Below are 25,053 nucleotides of genomic sequence, written 5' to 3' on the forward strand. Positions count from 1 at the left end.
GCCTGGAGCTTAGAACCAAAATGGATCAAAACTCATTAACTTTCGTATTTGACAATCATTATCATTACGAATAGTTTGTCGCACGTCGTAGGAAGCCTCCCTCAGGGGTGCGCTCCCACTCCTCTTCGAGACAAGGTGATTTCCATGGCGGAACAACTATCCACAAGTAAGTGCGATTCACCATTACTCCAGGCATTCGTCGACAACCGCAGCATCCTGGTGAAGATCGCGGCGCGCATCACCGGTTGCCGCTCCCGCGCCGAGGATGTGGTGCAGGACGCCTTCTTCAGGCTCAGCGCCGCCCCGCAGATCACCTCTTCATTCAAGGCCCAGCTCAGCTACCTGTTCCAGATCGTGCGCAACCTGGCCATCGATCACTACCGCAAGCAGGCCATGGAGCTGAAATACACCGGCAGCGAAGAGGAAGGGATGAACGTGGTCATCCAGAACGCCTCGCCTGAAGCCACCCACATCAATCTCGCCGCCCTGGAGCACATCGCCGACGCCCTCGACGAACTGCCCAAGCGCACCCGCTACGCCTTCGAGATGTACCGCCTGCATGGCGTGCCACAGAAGGACATCGCCAAGGAGCTGGGGGTGTCGCCGACGCTGGTCAACTTCATGATCCGCGATGCGCTGATCCATTGCCGCAAGAGCAGTCGCCTGGGCTGAGCTGTTCTCCATCGATTCTGCTGGACCCTGTGGGAGCGGGTTTACCCGCGAAGAATCCAACGCGGCGCCTGGCACCGGCTGCGCCGGTGTTCGCGGCTGAAGCCGCTCCCACAGGAGCACGCGTTTGCCTCGGGCACTGCAGAATCCTGCACGCTCATTACTGAATACGCGGCAACTTCGCCGAAATTTAGTCGTGCGGCGCTTCGACGGTGATCTTGTAGGGCTTGAAGATGCGCAGCAGTTCGCCATTTTCCCGCAGCTGGCGCAACAGGCTGGCGAAGGCCTCGGGGCTGATGGCCGCACCCGGGCGCAGCAGCGCGTAGTGATGGTAGACCTGATCGACCCGTTGCGACGCCAACAACTGGCCGGCGCTGTCCGGGTTGCGCTGGAGGAAGTCGCTCAGGTACGAGCGGGTGACCAGGGCGATGTCGGCACGCCCGCGCTCGACCATGTTCAGGTTGCTGTCGTGGGAATAGGTCAGCGTGGCGCGGTAGCGCTTCTTCAGCCAGGCCGGGTCCGCGTTGAAATCGGCGAAGGCGTAGTGGTAGCCATTGAACAGCGCCAGGCGCTTGCCCTCGAGGTCGTCGAAGTAATGCTGGTCACGCCCGGCCTGCTGGCGGCTGACGAAGATCTCGGCATCCTCCAGGCCCATGTCCACCGCCTTGTGCTCGATCTCCTGCCAACCCCACTGCGGATTCTCGAAGATCGCCATGTCGGTGCGGCCCTGCTGGAAATCGCCGAAACGCCGGGGAATCGAGGTGGGCACCAGGACGAAACGATACAGGGACTGCGAGCGATTGAGCGATTCCACCAACTGCGGCAGCAGGCCGGTATCGGCACCCTGCTCCGGGCGCACGGTGTAGGGCGGGAAATGCGCCGCCCCGATCTTCACTTCCCGCACCACCTCGGCCTGCGCCGCAGCACTCAGCAAAACCGTCGCGAACAGCAACAGGGCGGACGACAGCTTGGCATTGGGCAGTGGAGTCAAGTCGGGACACTCATCACGGGTAAAGGCCTGAATGCGCCTAAGCTAGGCGTTTTCCCGCACAGGCACAACCGCCGAATATGCCAAAGTGCCAGGGGATGTCGTGGGCCTCGAGTTTGGCTACGCTCTACTGGCCTGCGCACGCGCCCCGGCGAGCGCGCTGGTTTTTGTGCATTGATAGGGAGCCTGGCATGGGCCACTGGTTGGTGATCGACCTGGAAGCCACCACCGACGACGGCGGCTGGCCGGTCACGGAGATGGAAATCATTGAAATCGGCGCAAGCCTGGTCACCCGCGATGGGCGCGAGGTCGACCACTTCCAGCGCTTTGTACGGCCCCGGCGGCGGCCGCAGCTGACCCCCTTCTGCCGCGAGCTGACCCACATCGGCCAGGCCGAGGTCGATGCGGCCGCGCCCTTCCCCGAGGTCTGGGCCGCGTTCGAACGCTGGCTGGGCCATCACCAGGCGCAGTTGCAGGCCTGGGTCAGCTGGGGCGACTACGACCGCAAGCAGCTGCTGCAGGAATGGCAGGCGCACCATGTGCGCAGCCTGCTCGAGCAGCTGCCGCACATCAACCTCAAGCAACGCTTTGCCAAGGCCCGCCACCTGCAGCGCCCGGCAGGCCTGAACAGCGCCCTGCAACTGGCCGGCCTGCAGTTTTCCGGGCAACAGCACCGGGCCCTGGAAGACGCCCGCAACACCGCGCGCCTGCTGCCTCTGAGCCTACCGCCGGGCAGCGCCTGAAACAGATGACGCAGGGGCGGGCCTTGGGCATACTGGCCAGCCCTTTTTTCAGTCCTTTTTCAGGAGTCGCCCGATGTTCAAGGTCAATGAGTACTTCGATGGCACCGTCAAGTCGATCGCCTTCGAAGGCAAGGAAGGTCCGGCCACCGTGGGCGTGATGGCCCCGGGCGAATACGAGTTCGGCACCGCCAAGCGCGAGATCATGCACGTGGTCTCCGGCGCCCTGAGCGTGAAGCTGCCGGGCAGCGACAACTGGGAAACCTTCAACGCTGGCGACAAGTTCAACGTGGCCGCCGACAGCAAGTTCCAGCTGAAGGTCGCCGTGGATACCGCTTACCTGTGCGAGTACCGCGACTAAGCGATAGCCTGCACCGGCCTCTTCGCGGGTAAACCCGCTCCCACAGGGTTCGAGCATTGCACCGTCCCTGTGGGAGCGGGTTTACCCGCGAAGAAGGCTGCATCAATCTTTCAGGAAAGCCGCCACCCGCTGCGCCGCCGCCTGCATGTGCTGCTCATGGCTGAACCCCGACGCCTTCAACGGCTTGAGGTCATGATCGGCCGCCACCAGCCAGCTCACCTCGATCGCCGGCGATAGCTCATATCCTTGCACCGCCTCACGATTGCCCAGGGCATCCCGCTCGCCCTGCACGATCAGCGTGCGCGTGCGTAGCCCGGCCAGGTGCTCCACCCGTGGCTTCTCAGGCTTGCCCACGGCATAGAACGGATACCCCAGGCAGACCAGCGCATCGGCGCCCAGTTCGTCTGCCAGCAAGCTGGCCATGCGCCCGCCCATGGACTTGCCGCCGACAGCCAACCGCCCTGCGACCAATGGTCGCAGCTGGTCGTATACAGTCCGCCAGCATTCGAGCAACACCTTCTGCGGATTGGGCGGTCGCTTGCCACCGTTCAGGCGCCGCTCGGCCATGTACGGAAACTCGAAGCGCACCACCCCTACCCCTTGCCCCGCCAGCCTTTGCGCCATGTCCTCCATGAACCCGCTGTCCATTGGCGCACCGGCGCCATGGGCCAGGATCAGGCAGCTGGAAATGCCGCGATCCTCCGCCATTTTCGGAGGATCGCAGCGCAAGCCTGGGACATTTCCGATCTTCGCCCATTGATCCCCGTCAATACCGGCACTTTGCCCATTAATCATGCTTGCCTCGCTGTTTAGCCTGCCTATAACCGTGGATGGGAACCCATACATGAACACAACCAGCAGTACCGCCTACAACTACCAGGTGGTCCGCCAATTCGCCATCATGACGGTGGTGTGGGGCATCGTCGGGATGGGGCTCGGCGTCTTCATTGCCGCCCAGCTCGCCTGGCCCGCCTTCAACCTCGACCTGCCGTGGACCAGCTTCGGCCGCCTGCGACCCTTGCACACCAACGCGGTGATCTTCGCCTTCGGCGGCTGTGCCCTGTTCGCCACCTCCTATTATTCGGTGCAACGCACCTGCCAGACCACCCTGTTCGCGCCACGCCTGGCCGCGTTTACCTTCTGGGGCTGGCAGCTGGTGATCCTGCTGGCGGCGATCAGCCTGCCGCTGGGCTACACCAGCACCAAGGAATACGCCGAACTGGAATGGCCGATCGACATCCTGATCACCATCGTCTGGGTGGCCTATGCCGTGGTGTTCTTCGGCACGCTGATGAAGCGCAACACCAAGCACATCTACGTGGGCAACTGGTTCTTCGGCGCCTTCATCCTCACCGTGGCGATCCTGCACATCGTCAACAACCTGGAAGTGCCGGTCAGCCTGACCAAGTCCTACTCGCTGTATGCCGGCGCCACCGATGCCATGGTGCAGTGGTGGTACGGCCATAACGCCGTGGGCTTCTTCCTGACCGCCGGCTTCCTGGGGATGATGTACTACTACGTGCCCAAGCAGGCCGAACGTCCGGTGTACTCGTATCGCCTGTCGATCGTGCACTTCTGGGCGCTGATCACCCTGTACATCTGGGCCGGTCCCCACCACCTGCACTACACCGCGCTGCCGGACTGGGCGCAGTCGCTGGGCATGATCATGTCGCTGATCCTGCTGGCCCCGAGCTGGGGCGGCATGATCAACGGCATGATGACCCTCTCGGGCGCCTGGCATAAGCTGCGCAGCGACCCGATCCTGCGCTTCCTGGTCGTCTCGCTGGCGTTCTACGGCATGTCCACCTTCGAAGGCCCGATGATGGCCATCAAGACGGTCAACGCCCTGTCCCACTACACCGACTGGACCATCGGTCACGTCCACGCCGGCGCCCTCGGCTGGGTGGCGATGATCTCCATCGGCGCGCTGTACCACACCATCCCGAAAGTGTTCGGCAAGGAGCGCATGTACAGCCTCGGGCTGATCAACGCGCACTTCTGGCTGGCCACCATCGGCACCGTGCTCTACATCGCCTCGATGTGGGTCAACGGCATCGCCCAGGGCCTGATGTGGCGCGCGGTCAACAGCGACGGCACGCTGACCTACTCGTTCGTCGAAACCCTGGTGGCCAGCCACCCAGGCTTCGTCGTGCGCTTCGTCGGCGGCGTGATCTTCCTCAGCGGCATGTTCCTGATGGCCTGGAACACCTGGCGTACCGTGCGCGCCCCGGCCGCCGAGCAAGCCACCGCCAACGCCCAGCTGGCTTGAGGAGTAGAGCCTGATGAACCATGAAGTCGTTGAGAAAAACATAGGCCTGATGGCCCTGCTGATGGTGTTCGCCGTCAGCATCGGCGGCCTGACCCAGATCGTCCCGCTGTTCTTCCAGGACGTCACCAACAAGCCGGTCGAGGGCATGAAGCCCTACACCGCCCTGCAGCTCGAAGGCCGCGACATCTACATCCGCGAAGGTTGCGTGGGCTGCCACTCGCAGATGGTCCGGCCGTTCCGAGCCGAGACCGAGCGCTACGGCCACTACTCGGTGGCCGGCGAAAGCGTGTGGGACCATCCGTTCCTGTGGGGCTCCAAGCGCACCGGCCCGGACCTGGCCCGGGTCGGCGGCCGCTACTCGGACGACTGGCACCGCGCGCACCTGTACAACCCGCGCAACGTGGTACCGGAATCGAAGATGCCGTCGTATCCGTGGCTGGTGGCCGCGCAGGTCGACAACAGCCACACCGACGTCAAGATGCGCGTCCTGCGCGGCCTCGGCGTGCCCTACAGCGACGACGACATCGCCGGTGCCAAGGACGCGGTCAAGGGCAAGACCGAGATGGACGCGCTGGTCGCCTACCTGCAGGTGCTCGGCACCGCGATCAAGAACAAGAGGTGAGTGCGATGGAAATGGACATCGGCATGATCCGCGGCCTGGGCACCCTGGTGGTGATGATCGCCTTCATCGGCCTGTCGCTCTGGGTGTTCAACCGTCGCCGCGACCGTGATTTCGCCGAAGCGCGCCTGCTGCCCTTCGTCGACGACCGCCTGCCCCCCGCCGGGCAGGAACCTGCTGCAATGAGGAGTACCCGGCAATGACCACCTTCTGGAGTACGTACATCAGCGTACTGACCATCGGCAGCCTGATCGGCCTGACCTGGCTGCTGCTCGCCACCCGCAAGGGCCAGAGCAGCGACACCACCGACCAGACCATGGGCCACAGCTTCGACGGCATCGAGGAGTACGACAACCCGCTGCCGAAATGGTGGTTCTGGCTGTTCGTCGGCACCCTGGTGTTCTCGGTCGGCTACCTGATCCTCTACCCGGGCCTGGGCAACTGGAAAGGCATCCTGCCCGGCTACGAGAATGGCTGGACCCAGGTGGACGAGTGGCAGAAAGAGATGGACAAGGCCGACGCCAAGTTCGGCCCGATCTTCGCCAGGTATGCCGCCATGCCGGTGGAAGAGGTGGCCAAGGATCCGCAAGCGCTGAAGATGGGTAGCCGGCTGTTCGCCTCCAACTGCTCGGTGTGCCACGGCTCCGACGCCAAGGGCTCCTACGGCTTCCCCAACCTGACCGACAGCGACTGGCGCTGGGGCGGCGAGCCGGAGACCATCAAGGCCTCGATCATGAACGGCCGCCACGGCATCATGCCGGGCTGGGCCACGGTGATCGGCGAGCAGGGCGTGGCCGATGTGGCTGCCTTCGTGCTGACCAATCTCGACGGTCGCACCCTGCCGGCTGATGCCAAGGCCGACCCGGCCAAGGGCAAGGAGCTGTTCGCCACCAACTGCGTGGCCTGCCACGGGCCTGAAGGCAAGGGCACCCCGGCCATGGGCGCGCCGAACCTGACCCACCCGCAGGCGTTCATCTACGGCTCGAGCTTCGCCCAGCTGCAGCAGACCATCCGTTATGGCCGTCAGGGCCAGATGCCGGCGCAGCATGACATCCAGGGCAACGACAAGGTCCACCTGCTGGCGGCCTATGTGTATAGCCTGTCGCAGGAGCAAGTGCCTGAAACCGTAACCGCCAAGTAATACCTCGTGGGGCAAGCCTCACTCGACTGCGCTAACTTCATGCGCGACCCCTGTAGGAGCGGCCTTGTGCCGCGAAAGGGCCGCAAAGCGGCCCCGGCGATCTTTGTTCAATACTGAAATCCCGGGGCTGCTACGCAGCCCTTTCGCGGCACAAGGCCGCTCCTACAGGCTCTAGCGCAAATCCCGCCTTCCCCCTGCAAGACAGTGCTCCCAGGCACTCCCCGCCTTGCACCCCCTCCGAACACAACTAAGCTTGTTGCCACAGTGGCTCCGCTCGCAGCGACCGGAACAGACGTGGTGCACAGCCTGACATCACGCCTCGACTCCACGCTCACGAGCCTGCGGCTTTGGGATGACGCCTTGCGTGCCCGTCCCCGACTAAAAAGCTTGACCGAACGATCAGAAAAACATGGAAAACGGTACACATTACAAATATTTATTTGTGTACAATCATTCAGCCCAAGAGCCGCGGGACGGCGGTGAAAAGGGTCTGGACACGGGTCGGCGCAGGTTTCCTTGCGTTGCCATAACCCTGGTGGTTATCGATACTGGCGCCGATTTACCAACCAACAAGAACACCCAAACCGTGGAACCTTAGAATGAGCACTGCAATCAGTCCGACTGCTTATAACTATAAGGTCGTCCGCCAGTTCGCCATCATGACGGTGGTCTGGGGGATCCTTGGCATGGGGCTCGGCGTCTTCATCGCCTCGCAACTGGTATGGCCCCAGCTCAACCTGGACCTGCCATGGACGAGCTTCGGCCGCCTGCGCCCGCTGCACACCAACCTGGTGATCTTCGCCTTCGGTGGCTGTGCCCTGTTCGGCACCAGCTACTACGTGGTGCAGCGCACCTGCCAGACCCGCCTGATCTCCGACAGCATGGCCGCCTTCACCTTCTGGGGCTGGCAGGCGGTGATCGTCGGCGCGCTGATCACCCTGCCGATGGGCTTCACCACCACCAAGGAATACGCCGAGCTCGAGTGGCCGCTGGCGATCCTGCTGGCCATCGTCTGGGTCACCTACGCCCTGGTGTTCTTCGGCACCATCGTCAAGCGCAAGACCAAGCACATCTACGTCGGCAACTGGTTCTACGGCGCCTTCATCGTGGTCACCGCGATGCTGCACATCGTCAACCACATCTCGCTGCCGGTGAGCCTGTTCAAGTCCTACTCGGCCTACGCCGGCGCCACCGACGCGATGATCCAGTGGTGGTACGGGCACAACGCCGTGGGCTTCTTCCTCACCACCGGTTTCCTCGGGATGATGTACTACTTCGTGCCCAAGCAGGCCGAACGCCCGATCTACTCCTATCGCCTGTCGATCGTGCACTTCTGGGCGCTGATCACCCTGTACATCTGGGCAGGTCCCCACCACCTGCACTACACCGCGCTGCCGGACTGGGCGCAGTCGCTGGGCATGGTGATGTCGATCATCCTCCTGGCGCCGAGCTGGGGCGGCATGATCAACGGCATGATGACCCTGTCGGGCGCCTGGCATAAGCTGCGCACCGACCCGATCCTGCGCTTTTTGGTGGTGTCGCTGGCGTTCTACGGCATGTCCACCTTCGAAGGCCCGATGATGGCCATCAAGACGGTCAACTCGCTGTCGCACTACACCGACTGGACCATCGGCCACGTCCACGCCGGCGCCCTCGGCTGGGTGGCGATGATTTCCATCGGCGCGGTCTACCACATGATCCCGAAACTCTACGGCCGCGAGCAGATGCACAGCGTCGGCCTGATCAACGCGCACTTCTGGCTGGCCACCATCGGCACCGTGCTGTACATCGCCTCGATGTGGGTCAACGGCATCACCCAGGGCCTGATGTGGCGCGCCATCAACGACGACGGCACCCTCACCTACTCCTTCGTCGAAGCCCTGCAGGCCAGCCACCCGGGCTTCATCGTCCGCGCCCTGGGCGGTGCGTTCTTCGCCTCCGGCATGCTGCTGATGGCCTACAACGTGTTCCGTACCGTGCGCGCCGCCAACCCGGTTCAGGCTGAGGAAGCCGCCAAAATCGTCGTCGTGGGAGCCCACTGATGAAGCATGAAGCAGTCGAGAAGAATATCGGCCTGATGGCCTTCTTCATGGTCATCGCCGTCAGCGTCGGTGGCCTCACCCAGATCGTCCCGCTGTTCTTCCAGGACGTCACCAACAAGCCGGTCGAGGGCATGAAGCCGCGTACCGCGCTGGAGCTCGAAGGCCGCGACATCTACATCCGCGAAGGCTGCGTGGGCTGCCACTCGCAGATGATCCGGCCGTTCCGCGCCGAGACCGAACGCTATGGCCACTACTCGGTGGCCGGCGAAAGCGTGTGGGACCACCCGTTCCTGTGGGGCTCCAAGCGCACCGGCCCGGACCTGGCCCGGGTCGGCGGCCGCTACTCGGACGACTGGCACCGCGCCCACCTGTACAACCCGCGCAACGTGGTACCGGAATCGAAGATGCCGTCGTACCCGTGGCTGGTGGAGAACAAGCTCGACGGCAAGGACACCGCCAAGAAGATGGAAGTGCTGCGCACCCTGGGCACGCCGTATACCGACGAAGACATCGCCGGCGCCCGCGACGCGGTCAAGGGCAAGACCGAAATGGACGCCATCGTCGCGTACCTGCAAGGCCTTGGCACCCTCATCAAAAGCAAACGGTGACGCTGATGGATATCGGGATGATTCGCGGCCTGGGCACCGTCGTGGTGCTGGTGGCCTTCGTGGGCCTGGCGCTGTGGGTGTTCAGCCCGCGGCGCAAGCAGGAATTCGACGAAGCGACGCAATTGCCGTTCGCGGACGATCCAGACGCCACCCGGCACGTCGAGCAAGCAAAAGCTTCTAGGAGCAAACAACAATGACAACCTTCTGGAGTCTGTACGTCACCGTCCTGACCCTGGGCACCATCTTCGCCTTGACCTGGCTGCTGCTGTCGACCCGCAAGGGCCAGCGCGAAGAGATTACCGACGAAGTCGTCGGCCATGCCTTCGACGGCATCGAGGAGTACGACAACCCGCTGCCGAAATGGTGGTTCTGGCTGTTCGTCGGCACCGTCGTCTTCGCCCTCGGCTACCTGGTGCTGTACCCCGGCCTGGGCAACTGGAAAGGCATCCTGCCGGGCTACGCCTACGTCGACAACGACAAGAAGACCGAGTTCTCCAACGGCCAGGCCGGCTGGACCGGCGTGCACGAGTGGGAAAAGGAAATGGCCAAGGCCGACGCCCGTTTCGGGCCGATCTTCGCCAAGTTCGCCGCCATGCCGCTGGAGGATGTGGCCAAGGACCCGCAGGCCCTGAAGATGGGCGCGCGCCTGTTCGCCTCCAACTGCTCGGTATGCCACGGTTCCGACGCCCGGGGCGCCTACGGCTTCCCCAACCTGACCGACAGCGACTGGCGCTGGGGCGGTGAGCCGGAGACCATCAAGACCACCATCATGAACGGTCGCCACGGCGTGATGCCGGGCTGGGCCACGGTGATCGGCGAGCAGGGCGTGGCGGATGTGGCGGCCTTCGTGCTGACCAACCTTGACGGTCGCAAGCTGCCCGAGGACGCCAAGGCCGACCCGGCCAAGGGCCAGCAGATCTTCGCCACCAACTGCGTGGCCTGCCACGGGCCTGAAGGCAAGGGCACCCCGGCCATGGGCGCGCCGAACCTGACCCATCCGCAGGCGTTCATCTACGGCTCGAGCTTCGCCCAGTTGCAGCAGACCATCCGCTATGGCCGCCAGGGGCAGATGCCGGCCCAGGCGCAGATGCAGGGTAATGACAAGGTGCACTTGCTGGCCGCTTATGTGTACAGCTTGTCGCATCAGGCGGAACCGGCCAAGACCGAGTAAGGCAGGCCTGGCCTCTTCGCGGGTAAACCCGCTCCCACAGGTACTTCACTGAACCTGTGGGAGCGGGTTTACCCGCGAAGAGGCCGGCACTGACAGTACAATTCCTGCAGGCCTCATGACCTGAATCAATTGACACCCGCCATAACACGATTCACACCATGAACCCAACGCGACTAAAGGTCGCAGCGCGCCCCGCACGCGCCATCTCAGGCGTATCATGGGCCGCAGAGCGCTAGCAGAACGCGCGAGACTGCGGCCGGCACGCACTGGCCGCGGCATTTCTCCACTGCCGTGGGACTTGATGATGAGCAAGCAAATTCCGGTACATGACGTCACCCCGCCTGCCAGCAAAGGGAAGGATTCCGTCGACCTCTACGCCTCGCGCGAAAAAATCTACACCCGCGCCTTCACCGGCATCTTCCGCAGGCTGCGGATGGTCGGTGGCGCGGTGCTGTTCCTGCTGTACTTCGGCACCGTCTGGCTGAACTGGGGCGGCCACCAGGCCGTCTGGTGGAACCTGCCGGAACGCAAGTTCTACATCTTCGGCGCCACCATCTGGCCCCAGGACTTCATCCTGCTCTCGGGCATCCTGATCGTCGCCGCCTTCGGCCTGTTCTTCATCACCGTATACGCCGGGCGGGTCTGGTGCGGCTATACCTGCCCGCAGAGCGTGTGGACCTGGGTGTTCATGTGGTGCGAGAAAGTCACCGAGGGTGATCGCAACCAACGCATGAAACTGGACAAGGCGCCCATGAGCGCCAACAAGTTCCTGCGCAAGCTGGCCAAGCACGGCCTATGGCTGCTGATCGGCTTCGTCACCGGCATGACCTTCGTCGGCTACTTCTCGCCGATCCGCGAGCTGGCCATCGAGTTCTTTACCGGTCAAGCCGATGGCTGGGCCTACTTCTGGGTCGGCTTCTTCACCCTCGCTACCTACGGCAACGCCGGCTGGCTGCGCGAGCAGGTGTGCATCTACATGTGCCCGTACGCGCGCTTCCAAAGCGTGATGTTCGACAAGGACACCCTGATCGTCTCCTATGACCCGCGCCGCGGCGAGACCCGTGGCCCGCGCAAGAAAGACATCGACTACAAGGCCAAGGGCCTGGGCGACTGCATCGACTGCACCATGTGCGTACAGGTCTGCCCCACCGGCATCGACATCCGTGACGGCCTGCAGATCGAGTGCATCGGCTGCGCCGCCTGCATCGACGCCTGCGACAGCATCATGGACAAGATGAACTATCCCAAGGGCCTGATCAGCTACACCACCGAGCACAACCTGTCCGGGCAGAAGACCCACATGCTGCGCCCGCGCCTGATCGGCTATGCCCTGGTGCTGCTGGTGATGATCGGCGCCCTGGCCACCGCCTTCGCCACCCGTTCGCTGATCGGTTTCGACGTGGCCAAGGACCGCGTGCTGTACCGCGAGAACGCCCAGGGCCGGATCGAGAACGTCTACAGCCTGAAGGTGATGAACAAGGACCAGCGCGACCACGTCTACGTGCTTGACGCCGCCGGCCTGCCCGACCTCAAGCTCGAAGGCCAGCGTGAGATCCGCGTGAGCGCCGGCGACATCGTCAACCTGCCGGTGCAGTTGTCGGTCGCCCCGGAACAACTGCCCTCGACCACCAACGAAATCACCTTCATCCTCAAGGACGCCGACGACAGCGCCAGCCAGGTTGAAGCCAAGAGCCGCTTCATCGGCCCACAGATCCGCTGAGAGAGAACACCAACAATGCCTGCAGCCACCGCCGCCAGCCCCTGGTACAAGCACCTCTGGCCCTGGATCATCATCGGCATCCTGGCCACCTCGGTGTGCCTGAGCCTGACCATGGTCAGCATTGCCGTGCGCAACCCGGACAACCTGGTCAACGACAACTACTACGAGGCCGGCAAGGGCATCAACCGCTCGCTGGACCGCGAACTGCTGGCCCAGACCCTCAACCTCAAGGCCAGCGTGCACCTGGACGAGCTGACCGGCGAAGTGGAAGTACGCCTGACCGGCAACAGCGACCCGCAGACGCTGGAGCTGAACCTGATCTCACCGACCCAGCCGGACAAGGACCGCAAGGTGCCGCTGATCCGCGCCGAACAGGGCCGCTATGTCGGCCAGCTCGACGACAAGGTCCAGGGGCGGCGCTTCGTCGAACTGCTGGGCAGCCAGGATGAGCATGTGTGGCGACTGTTCGAGGAAGAGAAGGTCGAGCATGGGGTGACCTTGCAGCTGGGGGATGAGGCGTTGCAAGGTGCCGAGCACCAGCAATGAACCGCCGCACCGCCGGGGCTGCCTTGCAGCCCTTTCGCGGCACAAGGCCGCTCCTACAGGGGAACGCGTGCTTCTGTAGGAGCGGCCTTGTGCCGCGAAAGGGGCGCAAAGCGCCCCCGGCCATTCCAAGCCAAAAGACAGACCCAAGATGACCCAACCCACCCCCTGCTACCACTGCGCCCTGCCCGTCCCCGCCGGCAACCGCTTCACCGCCGTGGTCCTCGGCGAGCCGCGACAGTTCTGCTGCCCCGGCTGCCAGGCAGTGGCCGAGTCCATCGTCGCCGGCGGCCTGGAGCACTACTACCAGCACCGCAGCGACACCAGCGCCAACCCCGAAGCCCTACCCCGCCAGCTCCAGGATGAACTGGCGCTGTACGACCGCAGCGACGTGCAACAGACGTTCGTTCGCCATGAAGGCGAGCTGGCCGAAACCATCCTGATGGTCGAGGGCATCAGCTGCGCCGCCTGCGGCTGGCTGATCGAGAAGCACCTGCGCAACCTTCCCGGCGTCGACGACGCCCGCCTGAACCTGTCCAACCACCGCCTGCTGGTCAGCTGGGACGACCAGCAACTGCCGCTGTCCAGGCTGCTGGCCGAGCTGCGCCAGATCGGCTACGCCGCCCACCCCTACCAACCCGACCAGGCCGCCGAACAGCTGGCCCGGGAAAACCGCAGCGCCTTGCGCCGCCTGGGCGTGGCCGGGCTGCTGTGGTTCCAGGCGATGATGGCGACCATGGCCACCTGGCCGGAATTCAACATCGACCTGTCGCCCGAGCTGCACACCATCCTGCGCTGGGTCGCGCTGTTCCTCACCACCCCTATCGTGTTCTACAGCTGCGCGCCGTTCTTCAAGGGCGCGGCCCGCGACCTGCGTACCCGCCACCTGACCATGGACGTCTCGGTGTCGCTGGCCATCGCCCTGGCCTACTGCGCCGGGATCTGGACCGCGATCACCGGCAGCGGCGAGCTGTACTTCGACACCGTCGGCATGTTCGCCCTGTTCCTGCTCACCGGCCGCTATCTGGAGCGCCGGGCCCGCGAGCGCACTGCGGCGGCCACCGCGCAACTGGTCAACCTGTTGCCGGCCTCGTGCCTGCGCCTGGACGCCAACGGCCAGGGCGAGCGCATCCTGCTTGGCGAACTGCAGTGCGGCGACCGGGTGCAGGTGCTGCCCGGCGCGGTGATCCCGGCCGACGGGCTGATCGTCGACGGGCGCTCCAGCGTCGACGAGTCGCTGCTCACCGGCGAATACCTGCCCCTGGCCCGCCGCGCCGGCGACCGGGTGACCGGCGGCACCCTCAACGTCGAGAGTACCCTCACGGTCGAAGTCCAGGCCCTGGGCCAGGACTCGCGGCTGTCGGCCATCGTCCGTCTTCTGGAGCGTGCCCAGTCGGAAAAGCCGCGCCTGGCGGAAATCGCCGACCGCGCCTCGCAATGGTTCCTGCTGTTCACCCTGGTGGCGGCCGCCGTGATCGGTGTGGTCTGGTGGCAGCTTGATGCGCCCCGGGCGTTCTGGATCGTCCTGGCCATGCTGGTCGCCACCTGCCCCTGCGCCCTGTCGCTGGCCACGCCGACCGCCCTTACCGCCGCCACCGGCAGCCTGCACAAGCTCGGCCTGCTGGTCACCCGCGGGCATGTACTGGAGGGGCTGAACCAGATCGACACGGTGATCTTCGACAAGACCGGCACCCTCACCGAGGGCCGCCTGGCCTTGCGCAGCGTGCGCCCACTGGGCCGGCTGGACGGCGACCAGTGCCTGGCGCTGGCCGCCGCGCTGGAGAACCGCTCCGAGCACCCCATCGCCCGCGCCTTTGGCCGCGCCGCCGAGGCCGCCGAAAGCGTCAGCACCATGCCGGGGCTGGGCCTGGAAGGCGAGTTGGCCGGCCAGCGCCTGCGCATCGGCCAGCCCGCCTTCGTCTGCGCCCTCAGCGGCGCCGAGGTCCCCGCCGTGCCGGAGCCACGCGGGCAATGGCTGCTGCTGGGCGACCGGCAAGGGCCGCTGGCCTGGTTCGGACTGGACGACCGCCTGCGCGACGACGCCCAGGATCTGGTGGCCGCCTGCAAGGCCCGGGGCTGGCAAACGCTGCTGCTGTCCGGCGACAGTTCGCCGATGGTCGCGGAAGTGGCCGCGCAGCTGGGCATCGACCAGGCGATCGGCGGCCTGCGCCCGGACGACAAGCTCGCCCGCCTCAAGGCCCTGCAAGGCGAAGGACGCAAGGTGCTGATGCTCGGCGACGGCGTCAACGACGTGCCAGTGCTGGCCGCCGCCGACATCAGCATCGCCATGGGCAGCGCCACCGACCTGGCCAAGACCAGCGCCGACGCGGTGCTGCTGTCCAACCGCCTGCAGGCGCTGGTGCAGGCCTTCGACCTGGCCCGCCGGACCCGCCGCAACATTGTCGAGAACCTGCTCTGGGCGACGCTGTACAATGGCCTCATGCTGCCGTTCGCCGCGCTCGGCTGGATTACCCCGGTGTGGGCGGCGATCGGCATGTCGGTCAGTTCGCTGATCGTGGTGCTCAACGCCCTGCGCCTGACCCGGCTGCCCGCCGAGGCGGCGCCGGGCGCGCGCGAGCCGACGTCGCTCGAAAGGAAACCGCTATGCCCGCCCTCTACGTGATGATCCCCGCCGCCCTGCTGCTGGTCGGCGTCGCCGTGTACATCTTCTTCTGGGCGGTGGACAGCGGCCAGTACGACGACCTCGAAGGCCCGGCCCACAGCATCCTGTTCGATGACCAGGACCCGCGCCACCAGGCCGCCGTGAAGCCCGGGGACGAACAGCCCGACGACAAGGACCCCGCGCCACGTGCCTGAACTGATTCCACTGCTGGGCTCGGCGCTGGTCCTGGGCCTGCTCGGTGGCGGCCACTGCCTGGGCATGTGCGGCGGCCTGATGGGCGCCCTCACCCTGGCCATCCCTGCTGAACAGCGCGGCCGCCGCCTGCGCCTGCTGCTGGCCTACAACCTCGGGCGCATCCTCAGCTATGCCGCCGCCGGCCTGTTGCTGGGCCTTGCCGGCGTGGCGCTGGCCAGTAGCCCGCTGGCCATCGGCTTGCGCGTTGTCGCGGCACTGCTGCTGATCGCCATGGGCCTGTACCTGGCCGGCTGGTGGAGCGGCCTGACCCGAATCGAGGCGCTCGGCCGCGGCCTGTGGCGCCATGTGCAACCGATCGCCACCCGCCTGCTGCCGGTGTCCAGCCTGCCTCGCGCCCTGCTGCTGGGCGCCCTGTGGGGCTGGCTGCCGTGCGGGCTGGTGTACAGCACCCTGCTGTGGGCGGCGAGCCAGGGCGATGCGCTGCACAGCGCGGCGCTGATGCTGGCGTTCGGCGTCGGCACCTGGCCGGTGCTGCTGGCCACCGGGCTTGCCGCCGAGCGCGTGGGTCGCCTGCTGCGCAAGCGCGGGGTGCGCATGGCCGGCGGCGTGCTGGTGATCCTCTTTGGCCTGTGGACACTGCCCGGACCTCACCAGCATTGGTTGATGGGACATTGATCGCGGGGCAAGCCCGCTCCCACGCCAGCCCCGCGACGGCCGCCAACTCACCTTGATACAAATCAACACGACTTCTTACATCCGCCCCTAGACTCCGGACACTGCAGCTCTATCCGGGGACCACCCACATGCTCGACGACCTACGCTGGGACGCCGACCTGATTCGTCGCTACGATCTGGCCGGGCCACGCTACACCTCCTATCCGACCGCCGTGCAATTGCACGGCGAAGTGGGCTCGTTCGACCTGCTTCACGCCCTGCGCGAAAGCCGCCGCGCCACGCGCCCGCTGTCGCTGTACGTGCACGTGCCGTTCTGCGCCAACATCTGCTACTACTGCGCCTGCAACAAGGTCATCACCAAGGACCGTGGCCGCGCCGCGCCCTACCTGCAGCGCCTGGAGCAGGAGATCCAGCTGATCGCCTGCCACCTCGACCCGAAACAGGTGGTCGAGCAGCTGCACTTCGGCGGCGGCACGCCGACCTTCCTCAGCCATGTCGAACTGCGCCAGCTGATGGCCACCCTGCGCCAGCACTTCCACCTGCTGGACGACGACTCCGGCGACTACGGCATCGAGATCGACCCGCGCGAGGCCGACTGGTCGACCATGGGCCTGCTGCGCGAGCTGGGTTTCAACCGCGTCAGCCTCGGCGTGCAGGACCTCGATCCGGCCGTGCAACGCGCGGTCAACCGCCTGCAGAGCCTGGAGCAGACCCGCACCCTGATCGAGGCGGCACGTACCCTGCAGTTCCGCTCGATCAACCTCGACCTGATCTACGGCCTGCCCAAGCAGACCCCGGAAGGTTTTGCCCGCACCGTCGAGGAAGTGATCCGCCTGCAGCCCGACCGTCTGTCGGTATTCAACTACGCACACCTGCCCGAGCGCTTCATGCCCCAGCGGCGTATCGACAGCGCCGACCTGCCGGCGCCGGCGGCCAAGCTGGAAATGCTCCACGCTACCATCGACCAACTGACCGCCGCCGGCTACCGCTACATCGGCATGGACCACTTCGCCCTGCCCGACGACGAGCTGGCCATTGCCCAGGAAGAAGGGACCCTGCAGCGCAACTTCCAGGGCTACACCACCCATGGCCACTGCGACCTGATCGGCCTGGGCGTGTCAGCGATCAGCCAGATTGGCGACCTGTACTGCCAGAACAGCAGCGACCTCAATACCTACCAGGACACGCTCTCCACCGCCCAGCTGGCGACCCAGCGCGGCCTTCTTTGCAATCAGGACGACCGCCTGCGCCGGGCGGTGATCCAGCAACTGATCTGCCACTTCGAACTGGATTTCGAGGCGTTCGAGCAGGCCTTCACCATCGATTTTCGTGGCTACTTCAAGGAGCTGTGGCCACAGCTGCAAGCCATGCAGCGCGACGGCCTGATCAGCCTGGACAGCAAAGGCATCCGCATCCTGCCAGCCGGTCGCCTGCTGGCGCGCTCGGTATGCATGGTGTTCGACGCCTACCTCGCGCAGCAGAATCGCCAGCGTTTCTCCCGGGTGATCTGAGGCGATTGAGGCGTTTCACCGCATGGACAGCCCGCCTTTCGGGGCACACTATGGACAGTTGAACGGTAGCGGAACACCCCTTCCGCACCGCCGCTAGCGTGCACCAAAAATGCGCACACTGGCCTACAGCCCATGCCGCAGGTTATCCTTACGGCTTATGTGTGCTTTCCCACAAGGATCGAAAGAAATGTCCGAGCCAGTAAAACTGCGCCCACACAACCAGGCCCACTGCAAGGATTGCAGCCTGGCCCCCCTGTGCCTGCCCCTGTCCCTGAACCTGGAAGACATGGATGCACTGGATGAAATCGTCAAACGCGGCCGCCCGTTGAAGAAAGGCGAGTTCCTGTTCCGCCAGGGTGACAATTTCGGCTCGGTCTACGCGGTCCGCTCTGGCGCCCTGAAAACCTTCAGCCTCAGCGATGCCGGCGAAGAGCAGATCACCGGCTTCCACCTGCCCAGCGAGCTGGTCGGCCTGTCCGGCATGGACACCGAGGCCTATCCGGTGTCGGCCCAGGCCCAGGAAACCACCTCGGTGTGCGAGATCCCCTTCGAGCGCCTCGACGAGCTGTCGGTGCAGCTGCCGCAGCTGCGCCGCCAGCTGATGCGAGTGATGAGCCGCGAGATCCGCGACGACCAGCAGATGATGCTGCTGCTGTCGAAAAAGACCGCAGACGAGCGCATCGCCACCTTCCTAGTCAATCTGTCGGCACGCTTCCGTGCCCGCGGCTACTCGGCCAACCAGTTCCGCCTGAGCATGTCGCGCAACGAGATCGGCAACTACCTGGGCCTGGCGGTGGAAACCGTGTCGCGGGTGTTCACCCGCTTCCAGCAGAACGGCCTACTCAAGGCCGAGGGCAAGGAAGTGCACATCCTCGATCCGATCCAGCTGTGTGCGCTGGCCGGTGGTGCGCTGGACGCCTGATTGCCCTGCGGACGGGGTATACTGGCGCCGAGTTTTTCCAGGATACCCGCCCATGTACAGCGACACCTTCGACCTCAAAGCCCTGATCCGCCCGGTAGTGGACTTCCCCAAGCCGGGCGTGATCTTCCGCGACATCACCCCGCTGTTCCAATCGCCGCGCGGGCTGCGCTATGTCGCCGACCAGTTCATCGAGCGCTATGTCGAAGCCGAGTTCAGCCATATCGGCGCCATGGACGCGCGGGGCTTCCTGATCGGCTCGATCATCGCCCACCAGCTGAACAAGCCGCTGATCCTGTTCCGCAAGCAGGGCAAGCTGCCGGCAGACGTGCTGTCGGAGGGCTACCAGACCGAGTACGGCGAGGCCTTCCTGGAAGTGCACGCCGACAGCCTGTGCGATGGCGACTCGGTATTGATCTTCGATGACCTGATCGCCACCGGCGGCACCTTGCTGGCCGCGGCCAACCTGGTGCGTCGCACCGGCGCCCGGGTGTTCGAGGCGGCGGCGATCATCGACCTGCCGGAGCTGGAAGGTTCGCGCCGCCTGCAAGCGGCCGGGGTGCCGACCTTCTGCCTGACCGAGTTTTCCCTGAGCGAATACTGAGTTCGCGTTGGCGATGCTTTGCTAGGGCTTACAGCCAGCCTCCTTCAAGGTTTTGCGATTTTTTGGATATGACCGTTCCAACTCAGGATTGCCGGGGTCGCTTTGCGACCCTTTCGCGGCACAAGGCCGCTCCTACAGGGGGGCACAGTCGCCTGTAGGAGCGGCCTTGTGCCGCGAAAGGGCTGCAAGGCAGCCCCGGCACATCCAAGCCGAACGCCAAATATCGACACCTTGAAAGGGCTGGGTCTTACAGCGAAATCGGCCTGCGTCCGGCAAATGCATGGGCCAGCGTCCCGCCATCCACCAGCTCCAGCTCCCCGCCCAACGGCACGCCATGGGCGATGCGCGTGGCAGCCAGGCCCTTCTCGGCCAGCAACTGGGCGATGTAATGGGCAGTCGCCTCCCCTTCCACCGTAGGGTTGGTGGCCAGGATCACCTCGCTGAAGGTGCCCTGCTCCTCGATCCGCGCCATCAGCTGCGGAATACCGATGGCCTCAGGCCCCAGCCCATCAAGCGGCGACAGGTGCCCCTTGAGCACGAAGTAGCGACCGCGATAGCCGGTCTGCTCCACCGCGTACACATCCATCGGCCCCTCCACCACACACAGCTGGCTGTCGTCGCGGCGCGGATCGGCGCACTGCGGGCACAGCTCCTGCTCGGTCAGGGTCCGGCACTGTCGACAGTGGCCAACGCCTTCCATGGCCTGGCTCAGGGCCTGGGCCAGGCGCGTGCCGCCGCTGCGGTCGCGTTCGAGCAGCTGCAAGGCCATGCGTTGGGCGGTTTTCTGACCGACGCCGGGCAGGATGCGCAGGGCGTCGATCAGTTGACGGATCAGGGGGCTGAAGCTCATGTGTGCAGGCCTGCCAATTCAGGAAACAGAATGAACAAGGGAGCAACGACCGTCGGGTCGTTGCTCCCCATTTGAAGCCAGAAGCCGATCAGAACGGCATTTTGAAACCAGGCGGCAGCTGCATGCCAGCGGTCATGCCGCCCATCTTTTCCTGACTGCTCTGCTCGATCTTGCGCACGGCGTCGTTCAGCGCGGCGGCGATCAGGTCCTCGAGCACTTCCTTGTCGTCGGCGTCGGTCGACATCAGGCTCTGGTCGATGCTGACGCGCTTGACGTCGTGGCGACCGGTCATCACCACGCTGACCAGGCCGCCGCCGGACTGGCCGGTGACTTCCGCGTTGGCCAGCTCTTCCTGCATCTTCTGCATCTTTTCCTGCATCTGCTGGGCCTGCTTCATCAGGCCGGCCATGCCACCTTTCATCATGGGGTATACCTCGATTGGGTCATGTGATGCGGCCCGGCACAGGCGGGCCACATGGTTATCCGTTCATTGGCCCTGGCTGGCCAGGGCGTCTACAGGCTCAATAGTATCCTGCCTGACCGTCGCGCCGAACTGCCGGATCATCTGCTGGATGAGCGGATCCTGCTCGATCGACACAACCGCATCATGCTGACGCTCGGCACGCTTGCGCGAGGCGGCCTGGGCCGGGGTCTCCTGCTCAGGGCGGATCAACTCGATCTTCAGGCGGATCTCGCGACCCAACTGCTGGTTGAGCGCGTCGTTCAGGCGGCGCTGCTGCGTCGAGTTGAACAGCGCGCCCTGCCCCGGGTCCAGGTGCAACAGCCAGTCATCGCCATCGGCGGCGATCAGCGTACAGTTTGCGGCGATGTTGCCTGTCATACCGGAGACAGGCAACTGTGGGAATAATTCCAGCCATTGCAGGGCGAGGCCGCTCGCGGGCATGGCCGCCGGCAGCGGCTCCGGCGCCTGGGCGGGCGCCTCTTCCTGCACGTGCTCGGCCAACTCGTCCAGGTAGCTGAAGCCGGCCGGGTCGCTGTCGGGCGTGTAGTAGTCCTCGTCCGCCGGCGGCTCGTCGTCGCGCTCCATGCCCGCCGGGCTGTAGGCCGACGGATCGAATGGCGGCTCGTCGTAGTCCGGCTGCGGGTTGGCGGCTTCGACCGCAGGTGCAGGCTCGGGCGGCAGCTCGGGCGCAACCGGCGCCGGCGCGGCAACGGGCTCCTCCCAAGGCAGGTCGATGACCTCCTCGACGGGCTGCGGCTCGGGCTCTGGTTCCGATTGCGGTTGCGGTGCCTCGATAACCTCGGCAACGGCCGGCACTTCGACGACTGGCGGCTCTGGCTGTACAGATGGCTCAGCCACGGGCTCCGGCGCGACCGTTTCAGCGACAGGGCTGGCGGCAACGGGCGGCGCCACGACCGCAGGCGCCGCTGCCACCGGTTGGGCCGGATCAGCTGTGGCTTGGCTGATCCCCACCGGCTTTAGTACCGGCTTCGGTGCATCGTCGGTGTCGGCCGGGCGGAAGGCCAGCATGCGCAGCAGGACCATTTCGAAGCCACCACGCGGGTCCGGCGCCAGCGGTAGGTCGCGTCGGCCGATCAGGCCCATCTGGTAGTAGAACTGCACATCCTCGGCCGGCAGGGCCTGGGCCAGCGCCAGCACGCGCTCACGGTCGCCCTGGCCGTTGTCGACCGCCTCGGGCAGGGCCTGGGCAATCGCCACCCGGTGCAGCACGTTGAGCATTTCCGACAGTACGCCGTTCCAGTCCGGACCTTGTTCGGCCAGATCGCGCACCGCCTCCAGCAATGCCCGGGCATCGCCCTCGAGCAACGCCTGCAGCACACCGTACACCTGGCCATGGTCGAGAGTGCCGAGCATCGCCCGCACATCGGCGGCCAGCACCTTGCCCTCGCCGAAGGCGATAGCCTGGTCGGTCAGGCTCATGGCGTCGCGCATCGAACCATCGGCGGCGCGACCGAGCAACCACAGGGCGTCGTCCTCGAACGGCACGTTCTCGGCGCCCAGCACATGGGTCAGGTGCTCGACCACCCGTTCCGGGCTCATGTTCTTCAGCGAGAACTGCAGGCAGCGCGACAGGATGGTCGCCGGCAGCTTCTGCGGGTCGGTGGTGGCGAGGATGAACTTGACGTAGGGCGGCGGCTCTTCCAGCGTCTTCAACAGGGCGTTGAACGAGTGGGTGGAGAGCATGTGCACTTCGTCGATCAGGTAGACCTTGAAGCGTCCGCGGCTCGGCGCGTACTGCACGTTGTCGAGCAGTTCGCGGGTGTCCTCGACCTTGGTTCGACTGGCGGCGTCGATCTCGATCAGGTCGACGAATCGGCCCTCGTCGATCTCCCGGCACACCGAACAGGTGCCGCACGGCGTGGAGGTGATGCCAGTCTCGCAGTTCAGGCACTTGGCGATGATCCGCGCAATGGTGGTCTTGCCCACGCCCCGGGTACCGGTGAACAGGTAGGCGTGGTGCAGGCGCTGGTTGTCCAGGGCGTTGATCAAAGCCTTGAGCACATGGGTCTGGCCGACCATTTCGCGGAACGAGCGCGGACGCCATTTACGTGCAAGAACCTGATAACTCATCAAAAAACCATCGTGACCGGAGCGGGCGGAAAGAGCGCTAATGCTAGCGGAGCGGGGCCGAAATTGCACCCTGCCGATCTCGACTAAGCTCAGTAGCGGGCACACGGACGGCGGATCAGGGAGGATGAGGCGTGCGGCGAGTCCTGGCTATCCTGTTGCTGTGGACCACCCAAAGCCTGGCGCACCCGCCGGTGCTGCGCTTTTCCGTCGCCGAAAGCTGGAGCATGCCGTTGATGCGCACCGAGGACCAGCAACCGGTGGAAGGCATCCTTTTCGAGCTGATGCAGGCCATTGCCCGGGAGGTCGACGCCCGCCCGCAATACCACGTGATGGCCCGCCTGCGCCTGCAGGAGGCGATGCAGGCCGGCGAAATCGACGTGCGCTGCTACGTCTCCACCCAGTGGCTGACCGACCGGCCGGGCGACTTCCTGTGGAGCATCCCCGTCATCGAACAGCGTGACCTGCTGATCGGCCGCCCCGGCGACAGCGGCCCCACCCACCCGGAAGCACTGCCGCCGCAGGCTATCGGCACTGTACTCGGCTACACCTACCCCACCCTCGAACCCCTGTTCAGCCAGGGCCGCCTGCAACGCGAGGACAGCCGCAACCAGTTGCTGGCCCTGCAGAAGCTCCAGGCCGGACGCTTTCGCCACGCGATCAGCAACCAGTTGTCATTGCAATGGTACAACCGCTCCCTGCCGCCGGGGCAACGCCTGCAAGCCTTGGCCGTGCTGGAAGAGCAAGCGCTGGGCTGCATGGTGCGCAATGATCCCCAACTACCGACCCAAGGTGTGCTCAGGGCGCTGGTGCGGATCAAGGAGTCCGGGGAGATGCAGCGGATTGTCCAGCGGTATACCGACGGCCAGGTCTTTCAAGGTGCTCGACGTTAGTGTTGCAGCGCCTATCAGTTCGAGCGCTGCCCGCGCGGCGCATCGCGGCGCAAGGCCGCTCCTACATCTGTTTCGGGCCAGTCAATCCTGTGCCATTACCTGGTCCGCCTTGTTGGTCCGACACGGTTTCAGCGTGGGCACCACTGCCGCCTCATCTGTCTCAAGACATGCACCAAGGCGGGCAACCATGGCCTGACAGGTTCGGCACGTTGCAACAAATGTAGGAGCGGGCTTGTCCCGCGATGCGCCGCGCGGGCGGCGCTCAATCTGATAGGCGCTGCAGGGGTTGCGGCGGACATCTGGAGGCCCTCACCCAAGGCAAGCATAAGGCAGGCTCCATTGGTCCAAACACACCTGTTTAACCTGCCACCCCTCCCCGAACCCCTGCCAGCACTACCGCACTCAGGAACAACCCAAAACCGAACACGCCATGCGTGGCCAAGCTACGCAGGCAACTCCTGAGCGGCGTCGGGGTACGGCTGGCAAAATACCCCGCCCCAAACGCAGGCTGCACCACACACAACGGCACCAGCACCGAGACCACCCCGAACAGCAACGCGGGCCACAGGAGCGGCCCCTGCAACCACCCCTCCCCTGCAATTGCCACCAGTAGCGCCGCAAACACCAGCCCCGTGGCGTAATGGAGCAACCAGCCCCACGCCAGTTCCCCCCTGACCGGCGCAGCCTTGCCGATCGCCGCATGCCGCCAGCCCCCCGCGAACAGGTGGCCCGCCCAGCGCCCGACCATCGCGTAGTTCAGGGTGGTAATGCCCAGGCGCCTGAGCAGCAGGGTCCACAGGTCCATGACCAGGGTGGCGCCGATGCCGATCAGCAGAATGGAAAATACGAGAGAAGAAACGCTCATGACAAAAGCCCTTGGCAGATTGACGGAAAGGTCGATGCCGAGCAGCATGCAAGTTGAAGTCAACTTCAAGTCAAGGGAGCCGCGATGGACATTGCCGATGTCGCCAGGCGCACCGGAGTGCCGGCGTCGACATTGCGTTACTACGCGAACAAGGGCTTGCTCACATCACTCGCTGACCGCGGCCAGCGCCGGCAATTCCCGGCGGATACGCCCGAACGCCTGGCCCTGATCGCCCTGGGCCAGGCGGCGGGCTTTTCGCTGGACGAAGTGGCGGCGATGCTGGACGAGCAACGGGTCGACCGAGCGCTGCTGCTGGCCAAGGCCGATGAGATCGAGCAGAAGATCAAGCGCCTGCAGGCGATGAGCAAAGGGCTGCGGCATGCGGCGGTGTGCCCCGAGGAGAACCACCTGCAGTGCCCGACCTTCCAGCGATTGATGCAAGTGTCGGCCAGCAGGGGCAAGCGTGGGAGTCGCCTGGCCCCGTGATGAGGCCCAC

Annotated in this window: 27 protein-coding genes; 21 read left to right on the plus strand and 6 right to left on the minus strand. The window is 65.1% G+C overall.

The window, feature by feature from the left end; translation table 11 throughout:
• Positions 1 to 144 precede the first annotated feature (144 nt).
• Entirely contained in the window at positions 145 to 672 is a 528-nt protein-coding gene (locus AC0MAZ_RS21395; protein WP_203651777.1) for an RNA polymerase factor sigma-70, read from the plus strand.
• 187 nt (positions 673 to 859) lie between these two features.
• Here the strand turns inward: AC0MAZ_RS21395 and AC0MAZ_RS21400 are convergent, their stop codons facing one another.
• A complete protein-coding gene (locus tag AC0MAZ_RS21400; protein ID WP_203651775.1) occupies positions 860 to 1,660 on the minus strand; it encodes a substrate-binding periplasmic protein in 801 nt (266 codons plus the stop codon).
• 188 nt (positions 1,661 to 1,848) lie between these two features.
• On the opposite strand from AC0MAZ_RS21400, the gene AC0MAZ_RS21405 reads away from it, so the two are divergent.
• On the plus strand, positions 1,849 to 2,400 hold the full coding sequence (locus tag AC0MAZ_RS21405; RefSeq protein WP_475859095.1) for a 3'-5' exonuclease: 552 nt from the start codon (positions 1,849 to 1,851) through the stop codon (positions 2,398 to 2,400).
• Between the two features lie 73 nt (positions 2,401 to 2,473).
• Positions 2,474 to 2,758 carry a pyrimidine/purine nucleoside phosphorylase gene (gene ppnP, locus AC0MAZ_RS21410; protein ID WP_038705716.1) on the plus strand — a complete coding sequence of 95 codons (285 nt, stop codon included), beginning with the start codon at positions 2,474 to 2,476 and terminating at the stop codon, positions 2,756 to 2,758.
• 102 nt (positions 2,759 to 2,860) lie between these two features.
• On the opposite strand, the gene AC0MAZ_RS21415 is transcribed toward ppnP, so the two are convergent.
• On the minus strand, positions 2,861 to 3,553 hold the full coding sequence (locus AC0MAZ_RS21415; RefSeq protein WP_203651771.1) for an alpha/beta family hydrolase: 693 nt from the start codon (positions 3,551 to 3,553) through the stop codon (positions 2,861 to 2,863).
• A 49-nt stretch (positions 3,554 to 3,602) separates the two neighbouring features.
• Here AC0MAZ_RS21415 and ccoN (AC0MAZ_RS21420) point away from each other — a divergent pair, with 49 nt between their 5' ends.
• The 16 genes from ccoN (AC0MAZ_RS21420) to AC0MAZ_RS21495 all read left to right on the plus strand — a co-directional run bounded on the left by ccoN (AC0MAZ_RS21420) (position 3,603) and on the right by AC0MAZ_RS21495 (position 19,398).
• The gene (ccoN, locus tag AC0MAZ_RS21420) at positions 3,603 to 5,027 is read left to right on the plus strand and encodes a cytochrome-c oxidase, cbb3-type subunit I (RefSeq protein WP_050706570.1); all 1,425 of its coding nucleotides are present in this window, start codon (positions 3,603 to 3,605) and stop codon (positions 5,025 to 5,027) included.
• A 13-nt stretch (positions 5,028 to 5,040) separates the two neighbouring features.
• Positions 5,041 to 5,649, plus strand: a complete 609-nt coding sequence (gene ccoO, locus AC0MAZ_RS21425; RefSeq protein WP_028692880.1) for a cytochrome-c oxidase, cbb3-type subunit II — start codon at positions 5,041 to 5,043, stop codon at positions 5,647 to 5,649.
• Positions 5,650 to 5,654: 5 nt separating this feature from the next.
• Positions 5,655 to 5,849 (plus strand): cbb3-type cytochrome oxidase subunit 3, encoded by a 195-nt coding sequence (locus AC0MAZ_RS21430; RefSeq protein WP_023632287.1) that lies wholly within the window; start codon positions 5,655 to 5,657, stop codon positions 5,847 to 5,849.
• The gene (gene ccoP / locus AC0MAZ_RS21435) at positions 5,846 to 6,787 is read left to right on the plus strand and encodes a cytochrome-c oxidase, cbb3-type subunit III (protein ID WP_475859097.1); all 942 of its coding nucleotides are present in this window, start codon (positions 5,846 to 5,848) and stop codon (positions 6,785 to 6,787) included. The genes AC0MAZ_RS21430 and ccoP (AC0MAZ_RS21435) overlap by 4 nt, the downstream gene beginning before the upstream one ends.
• A gap of 599 nt (positions 6,788 to 7,386) precedes the next feature.
• Complete coding sequence (gene ccoN, locus AC0MAZ_RS21440) at positions 7,387 to 8,829, plus strand: cytochrome-c oxidase, cbb3-type subunit I (RefSeq protein ID WP_011533054.1); 1,443 nt, start codon at positions 7,387 to 7,389, stop codon at positions 8,827 to 8,829.
• Complete coding sequence (gene ccoO / locus AC0MAZ_RS21445; protein ID WP_186715631.1) at positions 8,829 to 9,437, plus strand: cytochrome-c oxidase, cbb3-type subunit II; 609 nt, start codon at positions 8,829 to 8,831, stop codon at positions 9,435 to 9,437. Before ccoN (AC0MAZ_RS21440) ends, ccoO (AC0MAZ_RS21445) begins: the two co-directional genes overlap by 1 nt.
• A 5-nt stretch (positions 9,438 to 9,442) precedes the next feature.
• Positions 9,443 to 9,634 (plus strand): cbb3-type cytochrome oxidase subunit 3, encoded by a 192-nt coding sequence (locus tag AC0MAZ_RS21450; RefSeq protein ID WP_186715629.1) that lies wholly within the window; start codon positions 9,443 to 9,445, stop codon positions 9,632 to 9,634.
• Entirely contained in the window at positions 9,631 to 10,608 is a 978-nt protein-coding gene (gene ccoP, locus AC0MAZ_RS21455; protein ID WP_203651767.1) for a cytochrome-c oxidase, cbb3-type subunit III, read from the plus strand. Before AC0MAZ_RS21450 ends, ccoP (AC0MAZ_RS21455) begins: the two co-directional genes overlap by 4 nt.
• A gap of 304 nt (positions 10,609 to 10,912) precedes the next feature.
• Positions 10,913 to 12,328, plus strand: coding sequence for a cytochrome c oxidase accessory protein CcoG (gene ccoG, locus AC0MAZ_RS21460; RefSeq protein WP_203651766.1), 1,416 nt, complete (start codon positions 10,913 to 10,915; stop codon positions 12,326 to 12,328).
• Between the two features lie 15 nt (positions 12,329 to 12,343).
• Positions 12,344 to 12,874 carry a FixH family protein gene (locus tag AC0MAZ_RS21465; protein WP_028692872.1) on the plus strand — a complete coding sequence of 177 codons (531 nt, stop codon included), beginning with the start codon at positions 12,344 to 12,346 and terminating at the stop codon, positions 12,872 to 12,874.
• Positions 12,875 to 13,022: 148 nt separating this feature from the next.
• On the plus strand, positions 13,023 to 15,494 hold the full coding sequence (locus tag AC0MAZ_RS21470) for a heavy metal translocating P-type ATPase (protein WP_475859099.1): 2,472 nt from the start codon (positions 13,023 to 13,025) through the stop codon (positions 15,492 to 15,494).
• Positions 15,476 to 15,688, plus strand: coding sequence for a cbb3-type cytochrome oxidase assembly protein CcoS (ccoS, locus tag AC0MAZ_RS21475; protein ID WP_050706577.1), 213 nt, complete (start codon positions 15,476 to 15,478; stop codon positions 15,686 to 15,688). Before AC0MAZ_RS21470 ends, ccoS begins: the two co-directional genes overlap by 19 nt.
• Positions 15,681 to 16,364, plus strand: coding sequence for a sulfite exporter TauE/SafE family protein (locus AC0MAZ_RS21480; protein ID WP_203651764.1), 684 nt, complete (start codon positions 15,681 to 15,683; stop codon positions 16,362 to 16,364). Before ccoS ends, AC0MAZ_RS21480 begins: the two co-directional genes overlap by 8 nt.
• 128 nt (positions 16,365 to 16,492) lie before the next feature.
• Complete coding sequence (gene hemN, locus AC0MAZ_RS21485) at positions 16,493 to 17,875, plus strand: oxygen-independent coproporphyrinogen III oxidase (protein ID WP_050706579.1); 1,383 nt, start codon at positions 16,493 to 16,495, stop codon at positions 17,873 to 17,875.
• Positions 17,876 to 18,062: 187 nt separating this feature from the next.
• Positions 18,063 to 18,797 carry a Crp/Fnr family transcriptional regulator FnrA gene (gene fnrA / locus AC0MAZ_RS21490; RefSeq protein ID WP_110739928.1) on the plus strand — a complete coding sequence of 245 codons (735 nt, stop codon included), beginning with the start codon at positions 18,063 to 18,065 and terminating at the stop codon, positions 18,795 to 18,797.
• A gap of 52 nt (positions 18,798 to 18,849) precedes the next feature.
• Complete coding sequence (locus AC0MAZ_RS21495; protein WP_232856763.1) at positions 18,850 to 19,398, plus strand: adenine phosphoribosyltransferase; 549 nt, start codon at positions 18,850 to 18,852, stop codon at positions 19,396 to 19,398.
• Between the two features lie 247 nt (positions 19,399 to 19,645).
• Here the strand turns inward: AC0MAZ_RS21495 and recR are convergent, their stop codons facing one another.
• The 3 genes from recR to dnaX all read right to left on the minus strand — a co-directional run bounded on the left by recR (position 19,646) and on the right by dnaX (position 22,802).
• Entirely contained in the window at positions 19,646 to 20,248 is a 603-nt protein-coding gene (gene recR, locus AC0MAZ_RS21500) for a recombination mediator RecR (protein ID WP_028692866.1), read from the minus strand.
• Between the two features lie 88 nt (positions 20,249 to 20,336).
• On the minus strand, positions 20,337 to 20,672 hold the full coding sequence (locus AC0MAZ_RS21505; RefSeq protein WP_023632783.1) for a YbaB/EbfC family nucleoid-associated protein: 336 nt from the start codon (positions 20,670 to 20,672) through the stop codon (positions 20,337 to 20,339).
• 63 nt (positions 20,673 to 20,735) lie between these two features.
• A complete protein-coding gene (gene dnaX, locus AC0MAZ_RS21510) occupies positions 20,736 to 22,802 on the minus strand; it encodes a DNA polymerase III subunit gamma/tau (protein ID WP_203651761.1) in 2,067 nt (688 codons plus the stop codon).
• A 131-nt stretch (positions 22,803 to 22,933) separates the two neighbouring features.
• Between dnaX and AC0MAZ_RS21515 the strand changes: the two genes are divergently transcribed.
• The gene (locus tag AC0MAZ_RS21515) at positions 22,934 to 23,692 is read left to right on the plus strand and encodes a substrate-binding periplasmic protein (protein WP_203651759.1); all 759 of its coding nucleotides are present in this window, start codon (positions 22,934 to 22,936) and stop codon (positions 23,690 to 23,692) included.
• 358 nt (positions 23,693 to 24,050) lie between these two features.
• Here AC0MAZ_RS21515 and AC0MAZ_RS21520 read toward each other — a convergent pair whose 3' ends face one another.
• The gene (locus tag AC0MAZ_RS21520; protein WP_475861470.1) at positions 24,051 to 24,557 is read right to left on the minus strand and encodes a DUF2938 domain-containing protein; all 507 of its coding nucleotides are present in this window, start codon (positions 24,555 to 24,557) and stop codon (positions 24,051 to 24,053) included.
• Positions 24,558 to 24,641: 84 nt separating this feature from the next.
• Here AC0MAZ_RS21520 and AC0MAZ_RS21525 point away from each other — a divergent pair, with 84 nt between their 5' ends.
• The gene (locus tag AC0MAZ_RS21525) at positions 24,642 to 25,043 is read left to right on the plus strand and encodes a helix-turn-helix domain-containing protein (RefSeq protein ID WP_475859103.1); all 402 of its coding nucleotides are present in this window, start codon (positions 24,642 to 24,644) and stop codon (positions 25,041 to 25,043) included.
• Positions 25,044 to 25,053: the final 10 nt, after the last annotated feature.

The sequence above is a fragment of the Pseudomonas sp. A genome, from assembly GCF_056270345.1.